Consider the following 20459-nt stretch of genomic DNA (forward strand, 5'->3'; position numbering starts at 1 on the left):
CGTCGTTTCGCTCAAAAGAGGCACGACGAAGTCTAAGGGTTTTTTTCGACAAACGCGCCGATGACACGGTTCCGGCCCGCGTCCTTTGCGGTGTAAAGAGCCGTATCGGCCCGGCGCAACAATTGCTGCAAACGTTCGTCTGTACCGGCTTGAATGACGCCGAAGCTGCAGGTGATACGACCGTGGGGCAATGGGTCGACATAGCTGGACTGAAAGGCCGCGCGCAGACGTTCCGCTATGCCAAGGGCCGCTTCGCCCGATGTGCGCGGCAGGACGATGCAGAATTCCTCGCCGCCGACCCGAGCCGCCAGATCATAGGGGCGCAACTGGTCTTTGACGATCTCGCCGACATTCATCAGGACGTTATCGCCGACATCGTGACCGAAATTGTCGTTGATGTTCTTGAATTTATCGAGATCGAACAGGATGATGGACAGCGGTTCATTGGAGCGCGCGGCCTGAGCCTGCAAGGCGGGCATCTGTTCGGTGAGCCAACGACGGTTGCCAAGGCCTGTCAGAAAGTCAGTGGTCGCCTGATGTTTGAGCTTCTTGGTCAGTTCCTCGACCTGCAACAGCATGGATTTCGTGGCTGCTGTTACGGTCGCGATCTCGTCATTTCCAGCGGAACAGAGCTTGAAGACACTCTTGTCCTGCGGGTATTTCTGGAGCGCTTCTGCCAGATGATGCAGAGGACGAATGAAGCGCCAGATGGCAAACAGGCAAAGAGCTGTTCCGAACAGCGTCGCACCCAGAATAAGACAGAAAATAGGCCATGCCGATGTGTCGAAGCCACTGACCAGGTGAACGATCAATGCGATCAACGGGACGTGCACGCTCAAAAATGAGACCAAAAAGATTTTCGCAATAAGGGAACGTCGAAGTCGGGTCATCGTCTGGCGTCTCTCAAGCTTCATCCTTCACCTGTGTTTGACGTCGGATCATTCATCGGGCGAGAATGAACCAACCGTAAAAAAAAGCAATAAAAAGGCAGTGTCATCTTATATTCGAATTTTATGGAGATATCGTTCAATTCAAAGTGTTACGAGCGCCCGTTCAGCTTGGATTTCCTGTTTTGCTGTCTCGACCTGTGTGACACTTCGTGTGTCAGTTCTGTAAAACGCGCATCAGCGGCCCCCGTTTCCCGGCGCTTTCGAATTATTGCGGCAAGAAAGGGCGCGTCAGGACTGAATTCCTCCGGTAGCCCTTCATGTTTTGGGGTGAGAACCACGCCCGGTGCCGCATATGGATCTAAATAAGTCTCTGTTTTGGCTGTGTATTTCATAATCTCTCAGTGCTTTCAACGAGGCTGTCATTTTTTTGTCAAAAGGCGCATTTTCCTGCTTGCGGTATCGAAAAGCTCTGACTATAAGGGCGCCACACGACATGTGTACGCGCCCTTCGTCTATCGGTTAGGACGTCAGATTTTCATTCTGAAAAGAGGGGTTCGACTCCCCTAGGGCGTACCATTCCACCTCAAGCTCCTTTATATTTCCCCTTATGAAATTGATGTGCGATTTCCGTGTTTGTTGTATTCGCATGGGGAGAAAATATGACTGCACGGATCATTCTGCTGGGCGGTGCGTCGCATGTGGGAAAATCCACGCTGGCGACCGACATGGCCCGGCATCTTGGCTGGCGCAAACTTTCCACCGATAGTCTTGCGAGGCATCCCGGTCGCCCCTGGCAGACCGCGCCGCACGTCGTGCCACCACATGTTGTCGAGCATTACCGCGATCTGAACATGGAAGCATTGATGCAATCGGTTCTGCGCCATTACCGCTCGATGTGGGGGACACATGTTCTGCCGTTGATCAAGCGGGAGGAAGGACTCGTCATGGAAGGTTCGGCCCTGCTGCCAGAGAGGATCGCGCCGATCGTTTCCACCCGTGTCCGGGCAGCATGGCTTGTGGCGTCCGATAGGGTGATCGAGCAGCGGATGAAAGTCGAGAGCGACTATGCGGCCCGCGACGAAGATGCACGGTTGCTGATCGATAAATTTCTGGCACGTGCCTTGGCATTCAATCGGTTCATCGCAGCCGAGGTCAACAGGTTCGATCTCGCGAAGATCGATGTCGATCTGGACACAGATGGTGAAGAGCTGTCGCTGCGGGTGCTCGAAACGCTTGATATCTCCGCCTGATTTATCGCTGGATACGGGTTTAGTCTCGCAGTTGACGGGGCTGTCGATCCGGGGATGGTAGGTCGGACATCTTGGAGGAGATATCCGTGACATCAGGCATACCGTTTTCTCTCGTCGGCATCGACCACGTCGTTCTGCTGGTCGATGATATGGACAAGGCGCTGCGCTTCTATCATGACGTCATGGGATGCCGTGCGGGCTATACGTATCCGGCGCTGGGCATGGAGCAGGTGTGGTGCGGGGCGTCGCTCATCGTCTTATGGGATACGACGCATCCCGGTGGACAGAAGGCAGCACCGCCGGTGGCGGGAGGGCGCAATGTCGACCACATCTGCATCGCGACCGGTCCTTTCGAGCACGATGCGTTGCGCGCGCATCTTGAACGCCACGGCGTTGCCATTCACCGCGAGGCGATGCATGGCGGGGCGAGGGGCATGGGCCACTCTTTCTATATATACGACCCCTTCGGCAACATGCTGGAGATCAAGGGACCGGCGGAATATCCCGATGGGCGATCTGCAACGGGGTGAGCGGGTAGGCCTACACGGTTTCATGATCAGGGGCGGATGCAACCGGCAAGCTCAACAGGCGTTGTTCTGCACAACAGAGTTAACGGAGCATTAACCATGACCAGTTTCCTACGCCCGCTTGCTGCCACCCTTGCCTTTTGCGGGCTCAGCGCCTGCCTCATCGAAGAGGCGAAAGCCGAGACAGCGGTGGTGCCGACACAGATGTCGCATTATCAGGGCAAATGGCTGGAAATCGGTCGCACGCCGATGCGGCTGACGGATGGCTGCGTCGCAGGCTTCACGATCTACACCAAGGGTGATGCACCCAACCAGGTGAAGGTTGAGGATGGATGCTACGAAGGAACACCGCAGGGTGAGTTGAAGACCATCGAAGGTATCGGCACTCTGACCGATTACAAGGACACGAATGCCAAGCTGCGGGTTCGGTACCCGTTGTTGATCACCTTCAATTATTGGGTCCGCTACCAGGCGCCCGACCGAAGCTGGTTCATCAGCTCCAACCCGGACATGAGCAAACTCTGGATTTACGCACGCAGCGTCCCATCCAAAAGCAAGCTGGCGGTGATGGTGAAGAAGGCACAAGAGCTTGGCTACGATACGAACAAGCTCGAATTTCCAGAATTCTGATATTGACATCGATGTGAAAAAGCCCGCGGAGACGCGGGTTTTTTTGTGGGTGGTCGTCAGGGAAATCGCTCAAACGAAAATGCCCGCGTTTCCGCGGGCATCTGCTTCTGCTGAGATCTGAGCCTTATTCGATGATGGTTTTGCGGCGGCGATCCGTGTGGGCGGCACCGATGTTGCCACCGAAGAGGGCGGCGACGGCGCCGATCAGGAGCGCACCAAAGGCGACATAGGAGCCTGTGGAGACCGCAGTTGCCGTGGTCTGGGCTGCTTCGGTTGCGCGCTGCTTGGCCTGTTCAACGGCCTGCTTGTACTGTGCCTCATACTCCGTTACCTGCTGGCGAGCCTGGTCGACGGGGATACCCTGAGCACGGGCCAGAGCATCGGCGGCGCGGTTGCGGGCATCTTCGGCCTGCGCCTGGTCGCCAGTCAGTGCGGCGCGAACGGCGCTGACGGCTGCATCGCGCAGAGCCTGTGGGTCGTTACCGCCGCTGGCTTCACGAATCCGCTGTTCAATCGTGGCAACGGGATCTGTCGCACCGGCAAGCGATGGAGCGGCTGTCGAGGCCGCCGTCGCCAGAGTGGAACCTGCGCCGGAGAAGATGCTGGTGACGCCGGTGAATGCACCACCCAGCAGCGCGCCCACAGATGTCGTCAGCAGGTAAAAGACGACGAGCGTGGTGACGGCCCAGGATGTGAGACCGTGCAGAGCGCCGGTGGAGCGGACCGTGCGACCTGATAGGCGGCTGGCGACATAGGCACCCACGAAGGCTGCGATGATACCACTGACGATGACCCAGATGAGCGAGCCGGTGGAGAGCGATGTGGCGGTGGGAGTATCACTGTATGCGGGATCAATGACGCCCGCACCGATGGCCAGACCCAGGAGGTTGAGCAGCAGGTGAAGCGACAGGGCGATTGCCACGCCTGCGAAGACGCCGCCCCAGGACATATTCGATGTTGATTCCTGCAAGACAGGGGCGTGTACGCCCACTGCGGGTGCCGCGTATCTGGTCTGATCAGTCATTCTACTCTCCTGTAACACACGCGGTTGTCGCGTTCTGCCACTGAAACGGACAGATTATGTGTTGGTTCCGTGCTGAAACAGGAAAAGCTAATTGTTTTTTCAATAATTCATGAATTGGTTATAACGCAATAATTTCAACTATTTGTCGTTATTTTTGCTGTGACTTCATGATGCGTGAAAAAAAGCTTAGCGCGCAATGGATATTCGCAGCCGTCCGGCTGCATCCTGAATGTACTGCCAGGCGACGCGACCGGACCTGCCGCCGCGCGTCGTTGCCCATGCCAGAGCCTCATGGTGGAGTGTTTCCCGGGGCAGTCCGAGATCGAAATGGTCGGCATAGCCATCGATCATCGCGAGGTAATCGTCCTGGCTGCATTTGTGGAAACCGAGCCAAAGGCCGAAGCGATCCGAGAGCGATACTTTTTCCTCGACGGCCTCGGAAGGGTTGATGGCGGTGGATTGCTCGTTCTCCATCATGTGGCGGGGCAGGAGGTGGCGGCGGTTGGATGTGGCGTAGAACAGCACGTTGTCTGGCCTTCCTTCGATGCCGCCATCCAGCGCCGCTTTCAGCGATTTATAAGCAGTATCGTCATGGTCGAAGGAGAGGTCGTCGCAGAACAGGATGATGCGAACATCTGCGGTCTTCAAGATCTCCATGAGAGCCGGGAGCGTGTGGATATCCTCGCGGTGGACTTCGACCAGCTTGAGGGTGCCGCCGCTCGATGACTGCACGTCTTCGTGAACAGCTTTGACCAGCGACGACTTTCCCATGCCGCGCGCGCCCCACAGAAGAACATTGTTGGCGGCAAAGCCCTGCGCAAAACGCAGCGTGTTATCGTGAAGAATATCGCGCACGTGGTCGACGCCACGGATGAGCTGAAGTGCGACGCGGTTGGGTTTGGCGACCGGCTGGAGCCAGGCATTGGCGGGCACCCAGACGAAGCAATCGGCGCTGCCAAAGTCGTTGACGGCGGGGGCGGGGCCTGCGAGCCGCTCCAGCGCATCGGCCAGACGGCGGACTTCCGACAGCAACGCTGCATTTGTTTCTTCCGGTGTCATCTTGAAGTCTCCAGCGAAGGATTGTGCCTGCCATTGCCGTTGTATGGAGGCCGCACAACAGTAGAATTTCTGCGAGGTAGCATGGTGTTTATCGCACTGAAAGGTTATGAGGCGTGGAAACGGTACGGCGCAGCGTCTGTGTCTGTTGCATTCTAGGGGATCGCAACTATATTCCGGCGGCTTGAAAAGCCGGCGAGTGGCCAAGACTGCGCCTGATAATCTGAGGAGTTTTTAATGTTCATTACCCAAGCCTTTGCCCAGGATGCGGCTGGCACACCGTCTGCATTCGGGTCTGGCCTTGAAATGCTTTTTCTGTTCGCTCCGCTGATGGTGGTCTGGTACTTCTTCCTGATCCGTCCGCAGCGCGCGCAGTTGAAGAAGCGTCAGGAAACACTGACGGCTATTCGTCGTGGCGATCAGGTCGTTCTGGGCGGTGGTATCGTTGGCAAGGTGACCAAGGTCATCGACGACAACGAACTGGAAGTCGAAATTGCCGAAGGCGTCAAGGTTCGCGCATCGCGTACATACATCGCTGAAGTGCGCGTCAAGGGCGAGCCGGTCAAGACCGAAGCGCCTGCGAACGCGAAGTAAGTCCAAGACTGCGCAGTCCATAATAAGCAGGCTGCGGCTAACGCAGCCTGGGTTCTGACACCCAACCCTGACCGAGACCTCAATGCTTCATTTTTCCCGCTGGAAAACAGCCTTTATCTGGCTGGCCGTGCTGCTAAGCGTGTTTATCGCTTCTCCAAACCTGTTTACCGACAAGCAGCTGGAGGGCATGCCATCCTGGTACAAGGACAATAAGGTAACGCTCGGTCTCGACCTTCAGGGCGGTTCCCACATCATGCTCAAGATCGAGCGTTCCGACATTGTGAAGGAACGTCTCGAAACCATCGTGGGCGATGTGCGCACCCAGCTGCGTGATGCCAACATTCGCTACTCGGGCCTGACCGGCAACGGCCAGCTGGTGCAGGTTCGCATCACCGACCCGGCTCAGTACGAAGCCGCAAAAACCGCATTGCGCGATCTGACCTTGCCGATTTCGTCCGGCACGCTGGTCGGCACATCGATCACGGAAGTGACGACCAGCGACGCTGGCGACAACGTGCTGCGTCTCAACCTGACCGATGACGGCATCAATTACCGCATGTCATCGGCTGTTTCCCAGTCCATCGAAGTCGTTCGTCGCCGCGTGGATGAAGTCGGCACGACCGAACCCCTCATCCAGCGTCAGGGCACCGACCGCATCATCGTGCAGGTTCCTGGCTTGCAGGACCCGCAGCGCTTGAAGTCGCTGTTGAACCAGACCGCGAAGCTGTCATTCCGCATGGTCGATACGTCCATGCCGGTTCAGGAAGCGATGAACGGTCGCCCGCCTGCGACATCTGAAATTTTGTATTCGCAGGACGATCCACCGGTTCCCTATCTTGTCGAGCGTCGCGCTCTCGTATCCGGCGACAACCTTGTCGATTCGCAGGCGAGCTTCAACCAGCAGAACAACGAACCGGTCGTAACCTTCCGCTTCGATAGCCGTGGCGCACAGCGTTTCGCGCAGGCGACACAGCAGAACGTCGGCAAGCCGTTCGCCATCATTCTTGACAATCAGGTCATTTCCGCACCCGTCATCCGCGAGCCGATCATCGGCGGGTCGGGTCAGATCTCCGGCAATTTCTCGGTTCAGGGCGCAAACGACCTTGCTGTTCTGTTGCGCGCAGGCGCACTTCCGGCGACGCTGACCGTCGTTGAAGAACGCACCGTCGGCCCGAGCCTCGGCAGCGATTCCATCAATGCCGGACTGATAGCCAGTGGCATCGGTGGAGCGGCCGTCATCATCTTCATGTTCATCTTCTACGGCTTCTTCGGCCTGCTGGCGAACATAGCGCTCGTCGTCAATATCGTCATGCTGCTGGCGGTGCTCAGCGTGATCGGCTCGACGCTGACCTTGCCGGGTATTGCGGGTATCGTTCTGACCATCGGTATGGCGGTCGATTCCAACGTGCTGATCTATGAGCGAATTCGTGAAGAGGTGAGAAGCGGGAAACCGCTGATTTCTTCGCTGGAAGGCGGGTTTACGCGCGCTTTTGCCACGATCATGGATGCAAACGTCACAACGCTGATCGTCGCGGGCGTTCTGTTCTACATGGGAACGGGCCCGGTCAAGGGCTTTGCCGTGACGCTGGCCGTCGGTATCATCACCACCGTCTTCACGGCCTATACGCTGACGGCATGGATGTTCGGCGTCTGGGTTCGCCGCAGCCGTCCCAAGGCCTTGCCCAAGGGAATTCGCACGGCTGTTTTCGATGGCAAAGACATTCCCTTCATGCGCTACCGTCGCTATGTCTTTATCCTGAGCGGTCTGGTGATGCTGCTATGCGTCGGCGGTTTCGTGACCAAGGGCCTCAACCTTGGCATCGACTTCCAGGGCGGCTCCGTCATCGAGGTCAGGGCCAAGCAGGGTGATGCCGATATCGCCGACATCCGCGATCGCCTCAGCCAGTTGAACCTCGGTGAAATCCAGGCGCAGGGCTTTGGCACACCGCAGGACGTTCTGATCCGCATTCAGGCGCAGGACGGCGGCGAAAATGCCGAACAGTCCGCCATCACGCTGGTGCGTGGCGAACTTGAGGACCGGTACGATTTCCGCCGCGTGGAAGTGGTCGGTCCTGCCGTATCAGGCGATCTGACCTTTACGTCCACCATCGGTATCGCGCTCGCCATGGTCGCGATCATGGCCTACATATGGGTGCGGTTCGAATGGCAGTTCGCGCTGGGTGCCATTATTTCGATGGTGCATGACGTGGTCTTTACAATCGGTCTGTTCGTGTTCCTTGGCATCGAGTTCAATCTGACCAGTATCGCGGCGATCCTGACGATCATCGGCTACTCGCTCAACGATACGGTGGTCATCTACGACCGTATTCGCGAGAACCTGCGGCGATACAAGAAGATGCCGCTCTCGATGATCATCGACGTGTCGCTGAACCAGACGCTGTCGCGCACGATCCTGACGGGTCTGACCGTCATGCTGGCGCTTCTGTCGCTTTACCTGTTCGGCGGCGAAGTTATCCGGTCCTTCACCTTCGCGATGCTCTTCGGTGTTGGTATCGGCGTCTTCTCGTCGGTCTATATCGCAGCGCCGGTTCTGATCGCCTTCAAGCTTCGTCCCGGTGGCAATGACGCCGAAGACGAGAAGGCGGATGCCAAGGCCAACGCCATTGGCGGCAAGCCGGCCGTCTGATGGCCGCCGGTATCGAAATACGCCCGGCCCATTTTCCCGGCCGGGCGCCCATCGACGCTTATGGCAATGGCGGCTTTCGGTTTGCCGATATGTCGCATCGGGGCTCGCTGCTTTGCATTCCGTCCGGTATTCATGGTTGGGCTGTGGATGATCCGGCCAAGTTGAGCGTCGAGCACTTTTCCCAGATCATTGCCCAGGCCAGCGAAATCGAGTGCCTGCTCATCGGCACAGGCGATACGATGCGTGTCATTCCGAAAGAGCTGAAAGCGGCTTTGAGAGCGGCTGGCATCACCGTCGATCCGATGAGCACAGGAGCTGCGGTGCGAACCTACAACATCATGCTGTCGGAATCGCGTGCCGTGGCAGCGGCGCTGATTGCCGTGGAAGGCTGAAAGACCGAGATCGATGACAGAGCGGATGACAGATACGGACGCGTGCATGGCGATGTTGCGCGATACCGATCGTGATCGGTATCTGGCCTGCCTGTTGTCACCTGAGGACAAGCGCCCGGCGCTCGGCGCACTCTACGCCTTCAATGCCGAAATTGCCCGTATTCGCGATTCTGTGCGCGACCCTCTGCCCGGCGAGGTTCGGATGCAATGGTGGCGTGACCTTCTGGAAGGCAAGCCGCATGGTGAAAGCCTCGCCAACCCGGTTGCCGCAGCGCTGTTAAGTACCATCGACACGCACAAGCTGCCGCGCCAGACGTTGATCGACCTGATCGAAGCGCGGATATTCGATCTTTACGACGATCCTTTTGCGGATCGCAATGCGCTGGAAGGCTATGCCGGGGAAACGGCCTCGGCGCTGATCCAGCTTGCCAGCATCATTCTGTCTCCGTCCGATTCCGCCGAAGGTGCGCAGGCCGCCGGTCATGCCGGTGTGGCGCAGGCCATGGCGGGCATGTTGCTTCTGATGCCGCTGCATTTGAGGCGCGGGCAGGTCTATATACCCACCGATATGCTCTCGGCTGCAGGTCTCGACCGCGAGACGTTTCTGGAGGGAAAGGACACGGCGCGCATCGGCGCCGCTATCGAGATCTTTTGCGTGCACGCGCAAGATCATCTCGAAAAGGCGCGCCAGGAGCAGGTACCCAAAGCGGTCTTCCCAGCCTTCATCCCCGTTGGATTGGCCGGTGGCGCGATTGCCCGGGCGCGCAAGGCCGGGGCCGATCTGTTTGATCGCGACATCCAGCCATCACAGCTTCGCCGTCAGTGGCAGCTTGGCAAGGCGTCGTTTACCCGGCGCTTCTGATACCTGTCCATATTCGCGCAAGGCTTGGTGTCTATGCACCGGCATTGATTATAGGATGAGCCGGGACTCGCAAACAGGAGTGGCCGCATGGAGAGACATCGATGAACCCTGCACTCTGGATCGTCATTCTCTTTCCGCTTGGCATGCTGGGCTATTACCTGTTGCGCCTGAGACGCGATACCGATCGGGACGATGACCACGATACGGGCCAGGCGATCCTCGATTTTGCGCGCGCCTTTCCGACGGAAGCCATCCGCAGTCTGCATATGACCGCCGATGGCAATACCGTTTTCGTGCGTTTGCACGATAACAAGGCTGGCTTCATGCGCAACATGGGCAAGCACCACGCCTGCATGTTGATCAATCCCGAACGCATTACAGTCGAGCATCTGGAAACCGGCGACGGTTTCGTGGTGACCTTCCTCGACACGCCCAAATATAGCGGCGCCTACCGGTTCAAGACGGTGGGCGAGGCGGCGGAGGTGTCGCTGTGGCTGCTGGGAAGCTATCTGGAGGCAGCCGACATAGAACCGGCGGCAACTGTGCCGGATCAGGCCGCCGACGCATCCGGGACCAACGCATCGCCATCTGCCTCGACCTGAGCGAAGACAGGGGCGGGAACACCGAGCCACGATGCGCAATCGGTCAGGGCACGCCTGGCCATGAGATGCCGCTTCATGATCGTCTTGTCCTTGCCACGGAAACGCTTGACGCCTTCCGGCTTGACGATGGAGCCCGGTTCCAGTTCAGGGAAAAGCCCGAAATTGATGTTCATTGGCTGGAAAGAGCGCTTGCCCGCTTCCTCATCGGTCGACAGATGCCCGCCGGTGATGTGGTTGAGGAGCGACCCCAGTGCCGTCGTTGCTGGCGGCAGGCTGACCGGTTCACCCTTGCGCTCGGCACTGGCGAACCGGCCGGTCAGAAGACCGATGGACGCGCTTTCCACATAGCCTTCGCAGCCCGTGATCTGTCCTGCAAAACGCACCGAAGGGCGCGACTTCAGCCGTAGCGACGGATCGAGCAGGCGTGGCGAATCGATATAGGTGTTGCGGTGCAGGCCGCCCAGACGGGCAAATTCCGCATTTTCGAGGCCGGGGATCATGCGGAAGATATCGGCCTGCGTTCCGTATTTCAGCTTCGTCTGGAAGCCGACCATATTGTAGAGCGTGCCGAGCGCATTGTCCTGCCGAAGCTGGACGACGGCATAGGCCTTGACGGTGGGGTTGTGGGCGTTGGTGAGACCCATGGGCTTCATCGGGCCGTGGCGCAGCGTCTCGCGACCGCGCTCGGCCATGATCTCGATGGGCAGGCAGCCGTCGAAATAGGGCGTGCCCTCCCATTCCTTGAAGCCGACCGTATCGCCCGCGACGAGCGCATCGATGAAGGCGTTGTACTGGTCCTCATCCATCGGGCAGTTGATATAATCCTTGCCGTTGCCGCCGGGGCCGACCTTGTCGTAGCGCGACTGGTACCAGCAGACATCCATGTTGATGCTGTCGCGGTGAAGGATAGGCGCGATGGCATCGAAGAAGGCGAGCGCGTCCTCGCCTGTTTCCGCCTGAATGGAGGCGGCAAGTGCCGGCGAGGTGAGAGGGCCGGTGGCGATGATGGTGTTGTCCCATTCCTTCGGCGGCAGCCCGACGATTTCCTCGCGGATGATGGTGATCAGCGGGTGAGCCTCAAGCGCTGCCGTTACGGCTGCGGCAAAACCATCGCGGTCGACGGCGAGCGCGCTACCGGCCGGGACCTTGTGCTTGTCGGCGCAGGCGATGATGAGGGATCCCGCAAGGCGCATTTCCGCGTGGATGACACCGACGGCATTGGCTGTCGCGTCGTCCGAGCGGAATGAGTTCGAGCAGACGAGCTCGGCCAGCGAATCGCCCTTGTGGGCATCGGTGCCGCGCACGCCACGCATTTCGTGCAGGATGACGGGGACGCCCGCCTGCGCGATCTGCCATGCGGCCTCCGACCCGGCCAGGCCGCCGCCGATGATGTGAATGGGAGAAAAGGTCTTGTCTTGCATGGCGCACCCGCACCGCCATGCGGCACGCGGGTGCGCCAGGCGGACATATGTGTTTGATGTGGGAGCCTCAGATATTCTGGAGGCGAATTTGGTGCTGCAGTACCATGATAGGAGATCGCCGCCAAACTTTTTCGATCATGACGGGGGAGCGATGGGCGCTAAGCCCGGATAAGCGAAACCCGCCGAAACGTCGGCGGGTTGTAACTGTCTCTCTAAAATGCGATGCGTTCGCGCCCATGTCGTTTCGTCAGGAAACCTGATGTCCCAGACCTGCATCTCGCCCGGACGACAGGGCGGGGGTGGATTTTATCAAGACAGCGGACGGTCTTCCGCAAAACTTGCTTCGGAAACCTGCCCACTGGCCAGCGCAACAATTGCCAGCACGGCGTGTTTCCGATCCCAGCCAGCTCCCTCTGCCTTTTCAAGCAGGCCATTGATAGACGGCTCCAAGGCAAACTGGCACTCGGCCTGATAATCCATCGTATCGACCGAGAGCGACGGAGAATTGATCAAAGCGCGCATTCAGCACTCCATTTCTCGCTTAGCCCTGAGTATCATGTCAGGCTAGGCGTGCATTCACCAAATACGCCTGTCATCAGAATGACAACAGAACGTAATACGCAACGAATCCCCCAGCGCGGCGTAAACTCGTTTATATGCGTGAAGCTGTCAAGTTATACAGCTCGGTATAAGCGACATAACTTGGGGTGGTGAACTCAGCGTTGAATCTTCTGTTTTCAACGCATTGAGGCTGCTCAATCAGCGGAAATCCCGCTTCGGCTTCCGCCGCCAGATGAGCATCGCCATCAGAAACAGTGAAAACATGATGAACCAGGTCAGTGGAAACGCCAGGAACAGGGCGGCGTATCCACAGTTTTCTTCAACACACGCACCCAGAGCGCCCGCTTCCGCCATCATCGTGACGGTGAAGCCAGCGGCCAGACCTGTGGCGACAACCCCTGCAACAAGAATCAATATGTTCGTTACAACTCTCATCTGTCTCATTAAGTCGTAAAATGAGACGGCTTTACGGAGTAAACAAGATAAAGCTGATGTTTCGAAGAGGTGTTGCCAGTTTGCGACGCAGGACGCGAACCATAACGAATATGGATTGATGTGACATATTTTAAGGAGAATGGTGGGTGATGTAGGGCTCGAACCTACGACCCGCTGATTAAGAGTCAGCTGCTCTACCAACTGAGCTAATCACCCGCCGCCGCCGTGTCTGGCGGTGTGATTGGCCGTATAAAGAGGAACATTCTGATTGTCCAGCATGGAAATGAAATTTCTTCGATTTTCATCTTCGAAAAATCACGGCCATGCCGGAAAAGGCTGGAAACGCAGCTTTTTCAATCAGATTGTCTTTTTTCTCTCAGCGCCGGAAAGCTCTCGCGATGGCGATAAGAATGCACGCGCCGACAAAACCGGCGATGAGATATCCGATCCAGCCCGTCAGGACCACGCCGAAGACCGCAAGGATCGCGTTTGCGACGATGGCGCCGACGATCCCCAGAATGATGTTCATGAAAACACCCATATTGCTCTTCATGAACTGTTCGGCGAGCCAACCGGCGATGCCACCGATGATGATTGCGGCTATCCAGCCAATACCAGCAGATTCCATAATTTCCTCCTCGGTTACTGCATTAGCATATTTGGCGATTCTAATGGTTTCTTCAAGGTGCGCGACCGACGGCATTTTGAAAGGCGAGACGCTTGAAACCTTCGAGACGCCAATTACGTTGGCGCAGTGATTCGGAAAGAGTGAAGGGCATTCACAGATGATATTCTCCAGAGGGTCTGGGCGTTTACTGCCTGTCCTGTTTGCATTCATGGCGTTGTGGGCGCTTCCGGCACAAATCGTTTCGGCGCAAACGCCGCAGGCTGCCAGCGAAGACGCCGCATTGTCGGTTGCGCAGAAGGCAGAGGCACGCCTCGTCAAAGACAAGGCGACCCTGGCCGACATCACCGAGCAGATCGACAACAAGGGCAACGACGATATGAAGCTCGTCGACCTGAAGGGTAAGGCCGATGATCTGGCAGGCAACGCTGCCGCGACCGTCGGCCACCTGCGCGCCAGGCTGGACGAAATCAGCACGCGTATCACGTCGCTCGGGGAGCCGCCCAAGGAGGGCCAGCCGCCCGAAGCCAGCGTCGTGACCGACGAGCGCAACAAGCTGACTGCGGAAAAAGCGCAGATCAACGCCGTTCTGGGTGATGCTGAGAGCGTCTCGACCAGTGCCTCGCGACTTTCCAATACCATCACCAATCTTCGCCGTGAGCTTTTTGCCGCGACACTGTTCAAGCGCACGGAAATATCGCTGCCCGTTCTGGCGGAAGCGGGCACGGAGTTCGTCGGCGAAATTTCGTCACTCAGCAGTTCTCTGACCGGCTGGGCCATCTTCGTTTGGAACTACAAGCGGGTGTCGATGTTCGGCGCCGTTTCTCTTTCCGTCTTGGCTGCCTTGTTGTTTATGGTCGGCGGCTACCGCTTTCTGGGGCATCGGATGGAGCGGCGCGCGTTTTCGGGTGCGCCGACCTATCTGCGACGTCTGTCGGTTGCGTTTTGGTCTACCGTGGTGCAGTCGATGTCGGTGTTCCTGTTCGTATCGGTATCGGCATTCCTTCTCGATAATTTCGGGGTCTTGCGACCCGACATCGCGCCGATCGTCTTCGTGGCGATGTCAGTGGTCGCCTTCGTCTATTTCGTCTCAAGGCTGACCTACGCGATCTTTTCGCCGACGCAGCCCGAGTGGCGGCTGCTCAAGGTATCGACCCGGGGGGCGCATATTCTGTCGTCGGCCATGCTTGTCATGGCCCTGGTCAACGGCCTCGACTACCTGTTCAGCACGATCAGCGAGACGCTGAATTCGCCGCTCATTCTCACTGTCGCCAAAAGCTTCGTCGCCTCCATCATCATCGGCATCATTCTGTTTGCCCTGTCATTCGTGAAACCGTTGGCCAGCACGGATATCGAAGGAGACGGTCGCGATAAACGCATGCCGCGCTGGCTTTCGAGCCTGCTGCGCGTCGGCGGCCTTTTGCTGATCGGCGCGTGTCTCACCGGCTATGTCGGGCTTGCCCGGTTCCTGGCGACGCAGATCGTTTCGACGGGTGCCGTCCTGGCGACGGTGTATATCGGTATCCTCTCCGGCCGCGCCATTTCCAAGCAGGGCATCTTTGCCGAAACGCTGGTCGGGCGCTATCTGGGCAGACGTTTTGGCCTTGGACCCGTGCCGCTGGATCAGGCCGGTCTGGCTGCCGGGCTCGGCATCTATTGCGCGGCTCTGGCGTTCGGCGTTCCGCTGGTGCTGTTTTCCTGGGGCTTCCAGCCTGGCGATATCGAAAGCTGGGCCTACCGGTTGCTGACGGGCTTCTCCATCGGCAAGACCTCCATCTCGCTGATCAGCATCATCACCGGCATTCTCGTCTTCGTCGTCGGTTATGCCGTGACCCGCTGGTTCCAGAAATGGCTCGACAGAAACGTCATGGCGCGCGGCCAGGTGGACGCCGGTGTGCGCAACTCGGTTGGTACCGGCATCGGCTATCTGGGCGTCGTCGTCGCCGCGATCTTTGGTATCTCATCGGCCGGTCTCGATCTCTCCAGCCTCGCGCTCGTTGCCTCGGCCCTGTCGGTCGGTATCGGTTTCGGCCTCCAGAACATCGTGTCGAATTTCGTGTCCGGCCTCATTCTGCTGGTTGAGCGTCCGTTCAAGGTGGGTGACTGGGTGGTGACGGGGACGGTCGAGGGAACGGTCAAGCGTCTGTCCGTGCGTGCAACCGAGATCGAAACCTTCCGCGGTCAGTCGATCATCGTCCCCAACTCGGAATTCATCAATTCCTCGGTGGGTAACTGGACGCATAGAAACCGCATCCAGCGCGGGGAAATTCCGGTTTCCGTTTCCTACGACACTGACCCACAACGGGTGATGGATATTCTGCTGGAGCTGGTGAAGAAACAAACTCCCGTCCTGCGCAATCCGGAGCCGCATGTGGAATTTCTGCGGTTCGGAGAGTTTTCACTGGACTTCGAGCTGCGTTTCCATCTCTCCGATCTCAACCATGGCCTGACAGTCAAGAACAATCTTCGCATGGAGATTTTGAAGCGGTTCCACCAGGAAGGAATCAGCATTCCCATGAGGCAGCGCAATGTAAATATTCATGTCGATGGTGACGCCAATTTGCACGCGCTGGACGCCCTGGCAGAAGAAGACGGCAACAAGATGCTTGTGTCCAAAACCGCAGCTGCCGCGACGCCGCAGCAGGAAATGCCCAAGCCCGATGATCGGGATAAACCAACCAAGGACGTGGAAAACGAGACACCAAGAGCCTCTGCGCGTAACCGCAGATCCTGACTCTCCCGAAGCCTGGAAATTGGCAAAAGGCTCGCCGTCGCGGCGAGCCTTTTGCATGTCGTAATCAGGCGTTTGGGTAGCGGTGCGACATTGCATAGTCTTGCCCATACTGGTTCGATGACGCCTGCGAAAACGCGGGTGAGTTGCCTCAAGGGGAATATGCATCATGAAGACACATGCACGGGCGGTGGTGATCGGTGGCGGCGTCGTCGGTGTTTCGACGCTCTATCATCTGGCCAAAAAGGGCTGGAACGACGTCGTCCTGATCGAGCGCAAGGAGCTGACATCGGGCTCCACCTGGCACGCTGCGGGCCTGCTGCCATTGTTCAACATGAGCTACTCCGTCGGCCAGATCCACAAATATTCGGTGAAGTTCTACGAGGAGCTTCAGGAAGAAACCGGCATGAATGTCGGGTTCTCCAAGGTTTCCAATATTCGTCTCGCCCGCACCAAAGACCGCTGGGACGAGTATATGTATTATTCCGGCATTGCCGAAACCATCGGCGTCAACGTCAAGATGCTGACGCCGGAAGAGGTCAAGGAGGTCTGGCCGCTGTGCGAGACAGAGGGGCTGCTCGGTGCGATCCAGCATCCTGATGACGGCTATATCCAGCCCGCAGACCTCACACAGGCGCTGGCCAAGGGCGCGCGCGACCGTGGGGCCACCATCTACCGAAACACCACCGTCACCGCGCTGGAGCAGCTTGAGGACGGTCACTGGAAGGTGACGACCGACAAGGGTGAGATCATTGCCGAGCATGTGATCTCCTGCACCGGCAATTTTGCCCGCAAGACCGGCGAAATGGTGGGCATCAATATCCCGGTCATTCCAGTCGAGCACCAATACATCGTGACCGAACCGCACCCGGCCATTCTGGAACGCCGCAAACAGGGCCTGCCGGAAATGGGGGTCTTACGCGAATCCGACAGCGCCTGGTACATGCGCGAGGAGGCAGGCGGTCTCATTCTCGGTCCGTACGAGGTCGGCGCACCCGTCTGTTATGTCGACGGCCCATCGGACCAGAGCGAGTACGAACTGTTTCAGGAAGAGCTCGATCGGCTCATGCCGCATATCGAAGCGGCCATTGCGCGCGTTCCGGCCTTCGGTGAAGTTGGCATCAAGAAGGTCTATAATGGTGCCATTGCCTACACGCCGGACGGCAACCCGATTGTCGGACCTGCACCGGGGCTGAAGAACTTCTGGCTGAACGAGGGCCACTCCTTCGGCATCACTGCGGCCGGTGGTGCGGGCTGGCAGTTGGCGGAATGGATTGTCGATGGCGAGCCGACGCTCGATCTGATGGGTGTCGATCCGCGCCGTTTCGGGCCTTACGCGACTGAAGGCTACCTCATTGCCAAGAACGAGGAGGCCTATGCCAACGTCTTCACCATGCACTATCCGGACGAAGAGCGCAGCGCTGCCCGTCCCCTGAAGACAACGCCGATCTATGATCGCCTCAAGAAACTCGGCGGCGTGTTCGGCAGCGTCTACGGCTGGGAGCGCGCCAACTGGTTTGTGCCGGACGGTTACGCGCTGAAGCCGGAGGAGTTGGGGGTTGGCGCGGATGTTCTGACCAACCACAACCACGCACCTGCGCTGGACGATGGCCGTATCGTTGAGAAGTGGTCGTTCCGTCGTTCGAATTACTTCGAGCATGTGGGGAATGAGGTAAAGCACGTCAACCAGCATGTCGGTGTGCTGGATATGTCGGCCTTTGCCAAGATGGAGGTGTCTGGCTCCGGTGCGCGTGCTTGGCTGGACAGCATTCTTGCCAACGCCATTCCTAAGAAACGCGGCCGTATCGCGCTGACGCATCTTTTGACCAAGGATGGCGGGGTGAAAGCAGAATTCACCGTCTATGAATGGGCGCCGGGCCGATTCTATTTGGTCTCTGCCGGTGGTCTGGAAAGCCACGACCATGACGTGCTGCGCCGTTTAGCGCCGACGGATGGCTCGGTCATTCTCCAGCCCATCACCCAGAAGTATGGCGTTCTGGCCTTGGCTGGTCCGAAGTCGCGTGAGGTGCTGAAGAAGCTGACCCGCACCAGCCTGGATAACAAGGATTTTCCGTGGCTGACGGCCAAGGAGATTTCGGTTGGCGTGGCGACGGCGCATGCGCTTCGCGTCAATTTCGTGGGCGAGTTGGGCTGGGAACTTCACCACCCCATCGAAATGCAGACCTATATCTTCGACCGTTTGATGGAGGCGGGTGCCGAATTCGGGATCAAGCCTTTCGGCATCCGTGCGATGGTGTCGATGTCGCTGGAAAAATCCTACCGTAACATGGGCCGTGAGCTGTCGGTCGAATACAATGCCTACACGTCGGGCCTAGACCGCTTCATCAAGCCCGAAAAGCAGTTCATTGGTCGTGACGCCGTGGTCGCGGGCAAGGAAAAGGGCCTCAAGTGGATTTTCGCGACGCTTGTGGTCACGGGCAACACAACGGTGGACGCACGTGGGTCTGAAGCGATCTACAACGATGCGGGCGAGGTCGTTGGTCGCGCCACATCCGGCGGCTTTGGCTGGCGCATTGGCAAATCGCTTGCGCTTGCCATGCTGTCACCTGACCATTCGGCCGTTGGAACCAAGCTGAAGATCAAGATTCTCGGTGATCTCTACGATGCCGAAGTCGTGGTTGAAAGTCCGTTCGATCCTGACAATGCGATGCTGCGCGGATAGTCTTCCTCGTCTTTTATCCGCCGCTCAAAGAAAAACCCGCCGAAGATATCGGCGGGTCAGACTGCTGACAAACCCCTGGTCACATCGGGGGGGTTATGATTCATTGGGACATGTTGAAGAAACCTGCTCCCGAACAGACGGCTCTCGAGATGGTAACGCTCGACAGCCTGGTCCCGAAGGATCACCTGCTTCGTAAGATCGATGCGGTGATCGACTTCTCCTTCATCCATGACCGCGTTGTCGGCCTTTACTGCGCCGACAATGGCCGCCCGCCGCTGGACCCGACGTTGATGTTCAAGGCGCTGTTCATTGGCTACCTGTTCGGGGTGCGCTCGGAACGGCAGTTGGTGCGCGAGATCGAGGTGAACGTCGCCTATCGGTGGTTCTTGCGCATGAAGCTGGCCGACCCAGTCTTCGATGCCTCGACGCTTTCCCAGAACCGCCGCCGCCGCTTCAACGACACGTCGGTGGCGCAGGACATCTTCGATGCCATCGTTGAACAGGCGATCCGCCACGGCCTGGTGGATGGCACGGTGCTCTACACGGATTCGACCCATCTGAAGGCCAATGCCAACAAGGGCAAGTACGACTTGGAGATGCTGAAGAAATCGCGGGCCGACTACTGGGCCGACCTCGACCGGGCGATCGAGATGGAGCGCACAGCGCATGGCCAGAAGCCGCTGAAGGAGAAAGAGCGCGAGCCGGAGGTAAAGGAAACCAAGGTGTCACGTACCGATCCGGACAGCGGTTATATGGTACGCGACGGCAAGCCCAAGGGCTTCTTCTATCTCGATCATCGCACGGTCGATGGCCGCCATGCCATCATCACCGATACCCATGTGACGCCGGCGAATGTGCATGATAGTATCGTCTATCTGGAGCGGCTCGACCGGCAACGGACACGCTTCGAGTTGAATGTCGGTGCTGTCGGGCTCGATGCGGGCTACGCTACGGCAGGCATCGCCAAGGGGCTGGAGGACAGGCAAATCCTCGGCGTGACCGGCTATCGCAGGCCGACCCCGCCCAGAGAGGGGATGGTCGCCAAATCGAAGTTCGTCTACGAGCCCGAGGCCGATGGCTATCGTTGTCCTGAAGGCCAGTTGCTCCTTTACGCCACCACCGACCGCAACGGCTACAAGCACTACCGCTCGGACCCGTCAGTGTGCCGCGACTGCCCGCTTCTGGCATCGTGCACGAGCAACGCCAAGGCTGAGCGGATCATCACCCGGCACGTCTGGCAGCATGCCCGCGAGCGCACCGACATGAACCGCAAGACACCGTGGGGCAAGGCGATTTATAAACGGCGGAAGGAGACGGTCGAGCGTTCCTTCGCCGATGCCAAACAACTCCACGGGCACCGCTATGCCCGCTTCCGCGGCCTCATCAAGGTCAGGTGGCAATGCCTGCTGGCAGCCGCCGCGCAGAACATCAAGAAGATCGCAATGGCGATGACGAAAGCCCCTAAACCAGCCTGGGGATGAGGGGCTCACCCCTCGCCGGATTGCGCCATCCAGCTCGCGAAAACACCA

The 20459-nt window shown here is 58.4% G+C and carries 18 protein-coding genes and 2 tRNA genes; 12 read left to right on the plus strand and 8 right to left on the minus strand.

What is annotated here, in order from left to right:
• Positions 1 to 32 precede the first annotated feature (32 nt).
• Positions 33 to 833: a GGDEF domain-containing protein gene (locus tag EKM04_RS04075; protein ID WP_252094045.1), complete on the minus strand. Its 801-nt coding sequence runs from the start codon at positions 831 to 833 to the stop codon at positions 33 to 35.
• Positions 834 to 1391: 558 nt separating this feature from the next.
• Here EKM04_RS04075 and EKM04_RS04080 point away from each other — a divergent pair.
• The 4 genes from EKM04_RS04080 to EKM04_RS04095 all read left to right on the plus strand — a co-directional run bounded on the left by EKM04_RS04080 (position 1392) and on the right by EKM04_RS04095 (position 3297).
• Positions 1392 to 1466, plus strand: a tRNA-Glu gene (locus tag EKM04_RS04080).
• An 83-nt stretch (positions 1467 to 1549) separates the two neighbouring features.
• Positions 1550 to 2140 carry a hypothetical protein gene (locus tag EKM04_RS04085; RefSeq protein ID WP_183897256.1) on the plus strand — a complete coding sequence of 197 codons (591 nt, stop codon included), beginning with the start codon at positions 1550 to 1552 and terminating at the stop codon, positions 2138 to 2140.
• A gap of 86 nt (positions 2141 to 2226) precedes the next feature.
• Positions 2227 to 2670 carry a VOC family protein gene (locus EKM04_RS04090; RefSeq protein WP_252094040.1) on the plus strand — a complete coding sequence of 148 codons (444 nt, stop codon included), beginning with the start codon at positions 2227 to 2229 and terminating at the stop codon, positions 2668 to 2670.
• Between the two features lie 96 nt (positions 2671 to 2766).
• The gene (locus EKM04_RS04095) at positions 2767 to 3297 is read left to right on the plus strand and encodes a lipocalin family protein (protein WP_183897257.1); all 531 of its coding nucleotides are present in this window, start codon (positions 2767 to 2769) and stop codon (positions 3295 to 3297) included.
• A gap of 124 nt (positions 3298 to 3421) precedes the next feature.
• On the opposite strand, the gene EKM04_RS04100 is transcribed toward EKM04_RS04095, so the two are convergent.
• Together EKM04_RS04100 and EKM04_RS04105 are read right to left on the minus strand one after the other, a co-directional pair.
• Positions 3422 to 4321, minus strand: a complete 900-nt coding sequence (locus EKM04_RS04100) for a BAR domain-containing protein (RefSeq protein WP_183897258.1) — start codon at positions 4319 to 4321, stop codon at positions 3422 to 3424.
• A 186-nt stretch (positions 4322 to 4507) separates the two neighbouring features.
• Positions 4508 to 5380 (minus strand): ATP-binding protein, encoded by an 873-nt coding sequence (locus EKM04_RS04105; RefSeq protein WP_183897259.1) that lies wholly within the window; start codon positions 5378 to 5380, stop codon positions 4508 to 4510.
• Positions 5381 to 5614: 234 nt separating this feature from the next.
• Between EKM04_RS04105 and yajC the strand changes: the two genes are divergently transcribed.
• The 5 genes from yajC (at position 5615) to EKM04_RS04130 (ending at position 10474) form a co-directional block, all read left to right on the plus strand.
• Positions 5615 to 5971 (plus strand): preprotein translocase subunit YajC, encoded by a 357-nt coding sequence (yajC, locus tag EKM04_RS04110; protein ID WP_045230287.1) that lies wholly within the window; start codon positions 5615 to 5617, stop codon positions 5969 to 5971.
• A gap of 82 nt (positions 5972 to 6053) precedes the next feature.
• Entirely contained in the window at positions 6054 to 8618 is a 2565-nt protein-coding gene (gene secDF, locus EKM04_RS04115) for a protein translocase subunit SecDF (protein WP_174153052.1), read from the plus strand.
• Positions 8618 to 9010: an Mth938-like domain-containing protein gene (locus EKM04_RS04120; protein WP_174153053.1), complete on the plus strand. Its 393-nt coding sequence runs from the start codon at positions 8618 to 8620 to the stop codon at positions 9008 to 9010. Before secDF ends, EKM04_RS04120 begins: the two co-directional genes overlap by 1 nt.
• Before the next feature lie 25 nt (positions 9011 to 9035).
• Positions 9036 to 9872, plus strand: a complete 837-nt coding sequence (locus EKM04_RS04125) for a phytoene/squalene synthase family protein (RefSeq protein WP_234911012.1) — start codon at positions 9036 to 9038, stop codon at positions 9870 to 9872.
• Between the two features lie 101 nt (positions 9873 to 9973).
• Complete coding sequence (locus EKM04_RS04130; RefSeq protein ID WP_234911013.1) at positions 9974 to 10474, plus strand: hypothetical protein; 501 nt, start codon at positions 9974 to 9976, stop codon at positions 10472 to 10474.
• Here EKM04_RS04130 and trmFO read toward each other — a convergent pair.
• The 5 genes from trmFO to EKM04_RS04155 all read right to left on the minus strand — a co-directional run bounded on the left by trmFO (position 10423) and on the right by EKM04_RS04155 (position 13519).
• The gene (gene trmFO, locus EKM04_RS04135) at positions 10423 to 11895 is read right to left on the minus strand and encodes a methylenetetrahydrofolate--tRNA-(uracil(54)-C(5))-methyltransferase (FADH(2)-oxidizing) TrmFO (protein WP_183897261.1); all 1473 of its coding nucleotides are present in this window, start codon (positions 11893 to 11895) and stop codon (positions 10423 to 10425) included. The genes EKM04_RS04130 and trmFO overlap by 52 nt on opposite strands.
• A gap of 309 nt (positions 11896 to 12204) precedes the next feature.
• A complete protein-coding gene (locus EKM04_RS04140) occupies positions 12205 to 12417 on the minus strand; it encodes a hypothetical protein (RefSeq protein WP_174153056.1) in 213 nt (70 codons plus the stop codon).
• A 237-nt stretch (positions 12418 to 12654) separates the two neighbouring features.
• Positions 12655 to 12891 (minus strand): hypothetical protein, encoded by a 237-nt coding sequence (locus EKM04_RS04145; RefSeq protein WP_183897262.1) that lies wholly within the window; start codon positions 12889 to 12891, stop codon positions 12655 to 12657.
• A gap of 140 nt (positions 12892 to 13031) precedes the next feature.
• A tRNA-Lys gene (locus EKM04_RS04150) sits at positions 13032 to 13107 on the minus strand.
• A gap of 160 nt (positions 13108 to 13267) precedes the next feature.
• Positions 13268 to 13519, minus strand: coding sequence for a GlsB/YeaQ/YmgE family stress response membrane protein (locus tag EKM04_RS04155; RefSeq protein WP_045230352.1), 252 nt, complete (start codon positions 13517 to 13519; stop codon positions 13268 to 13270).
• Between the two features lie 157 nt (positions 13520 to 13676).
• Between EKM04_RS04155 and EKM04_RS04160 the strand changes: the two genes are divergently transcribed.
• The 3 genes from EKM04_RS04160 to EKM04_RS04170 all read left to right on the plus strand — a co-directional run bounded on the left by EKM04_RS04160 (position 13677) and on the right by EKM04_RS04170 (position 20411).
• Positions 13677 to 16250 carry a mechanosensitive ion channel family protein gene (locus EKM04_RS04160; protein WP_183897263.1) on the plus strand — a complete coding sequence of 858 codons (2574 nt, stop codon included), beginning with the start codon at positions 13677 to 13679 and terminating at the stop codon, positions 16248 to 16250.
• Positions 16251 to 16416: 166 nt separating this feature from the next.
• On the plus strand, positions 16417 to 18930 hold the full coding sequence (locus tag EKM04_RS04165) for a GcvT family protein (protein WP_183897264.1): 2514 nt from the start codon (positions 16417 to 16419) through the stop codon (positions 18928 to 18930).
• A gap of 110 nt (positions 18931 to 19040) precedes the next feature.
• A complete protein-coding gene (locus EKM04_RS04170; RefSeq protein WP_183897999.1) occupies positions 19041 to 20411 on the plus strand; it encodes an IS1182 family transposase in 1371 nt (456 codons plus the stop codon).
• Positions 20412 to 20459 lie beyond the last annotated feature (48 nt).

Origin of the sequence: Rhizobium skierniewicense Ch11 (assembly GCF_023757665.1) — a bacterium.
Taxonomy (GTDB): Bacteria; Pseudomonadota; Alphaproteobacteria; order Rhizobiales; family Rhizobiaceae; genus Agrobacterium; species Agrobacterium skierniewicense.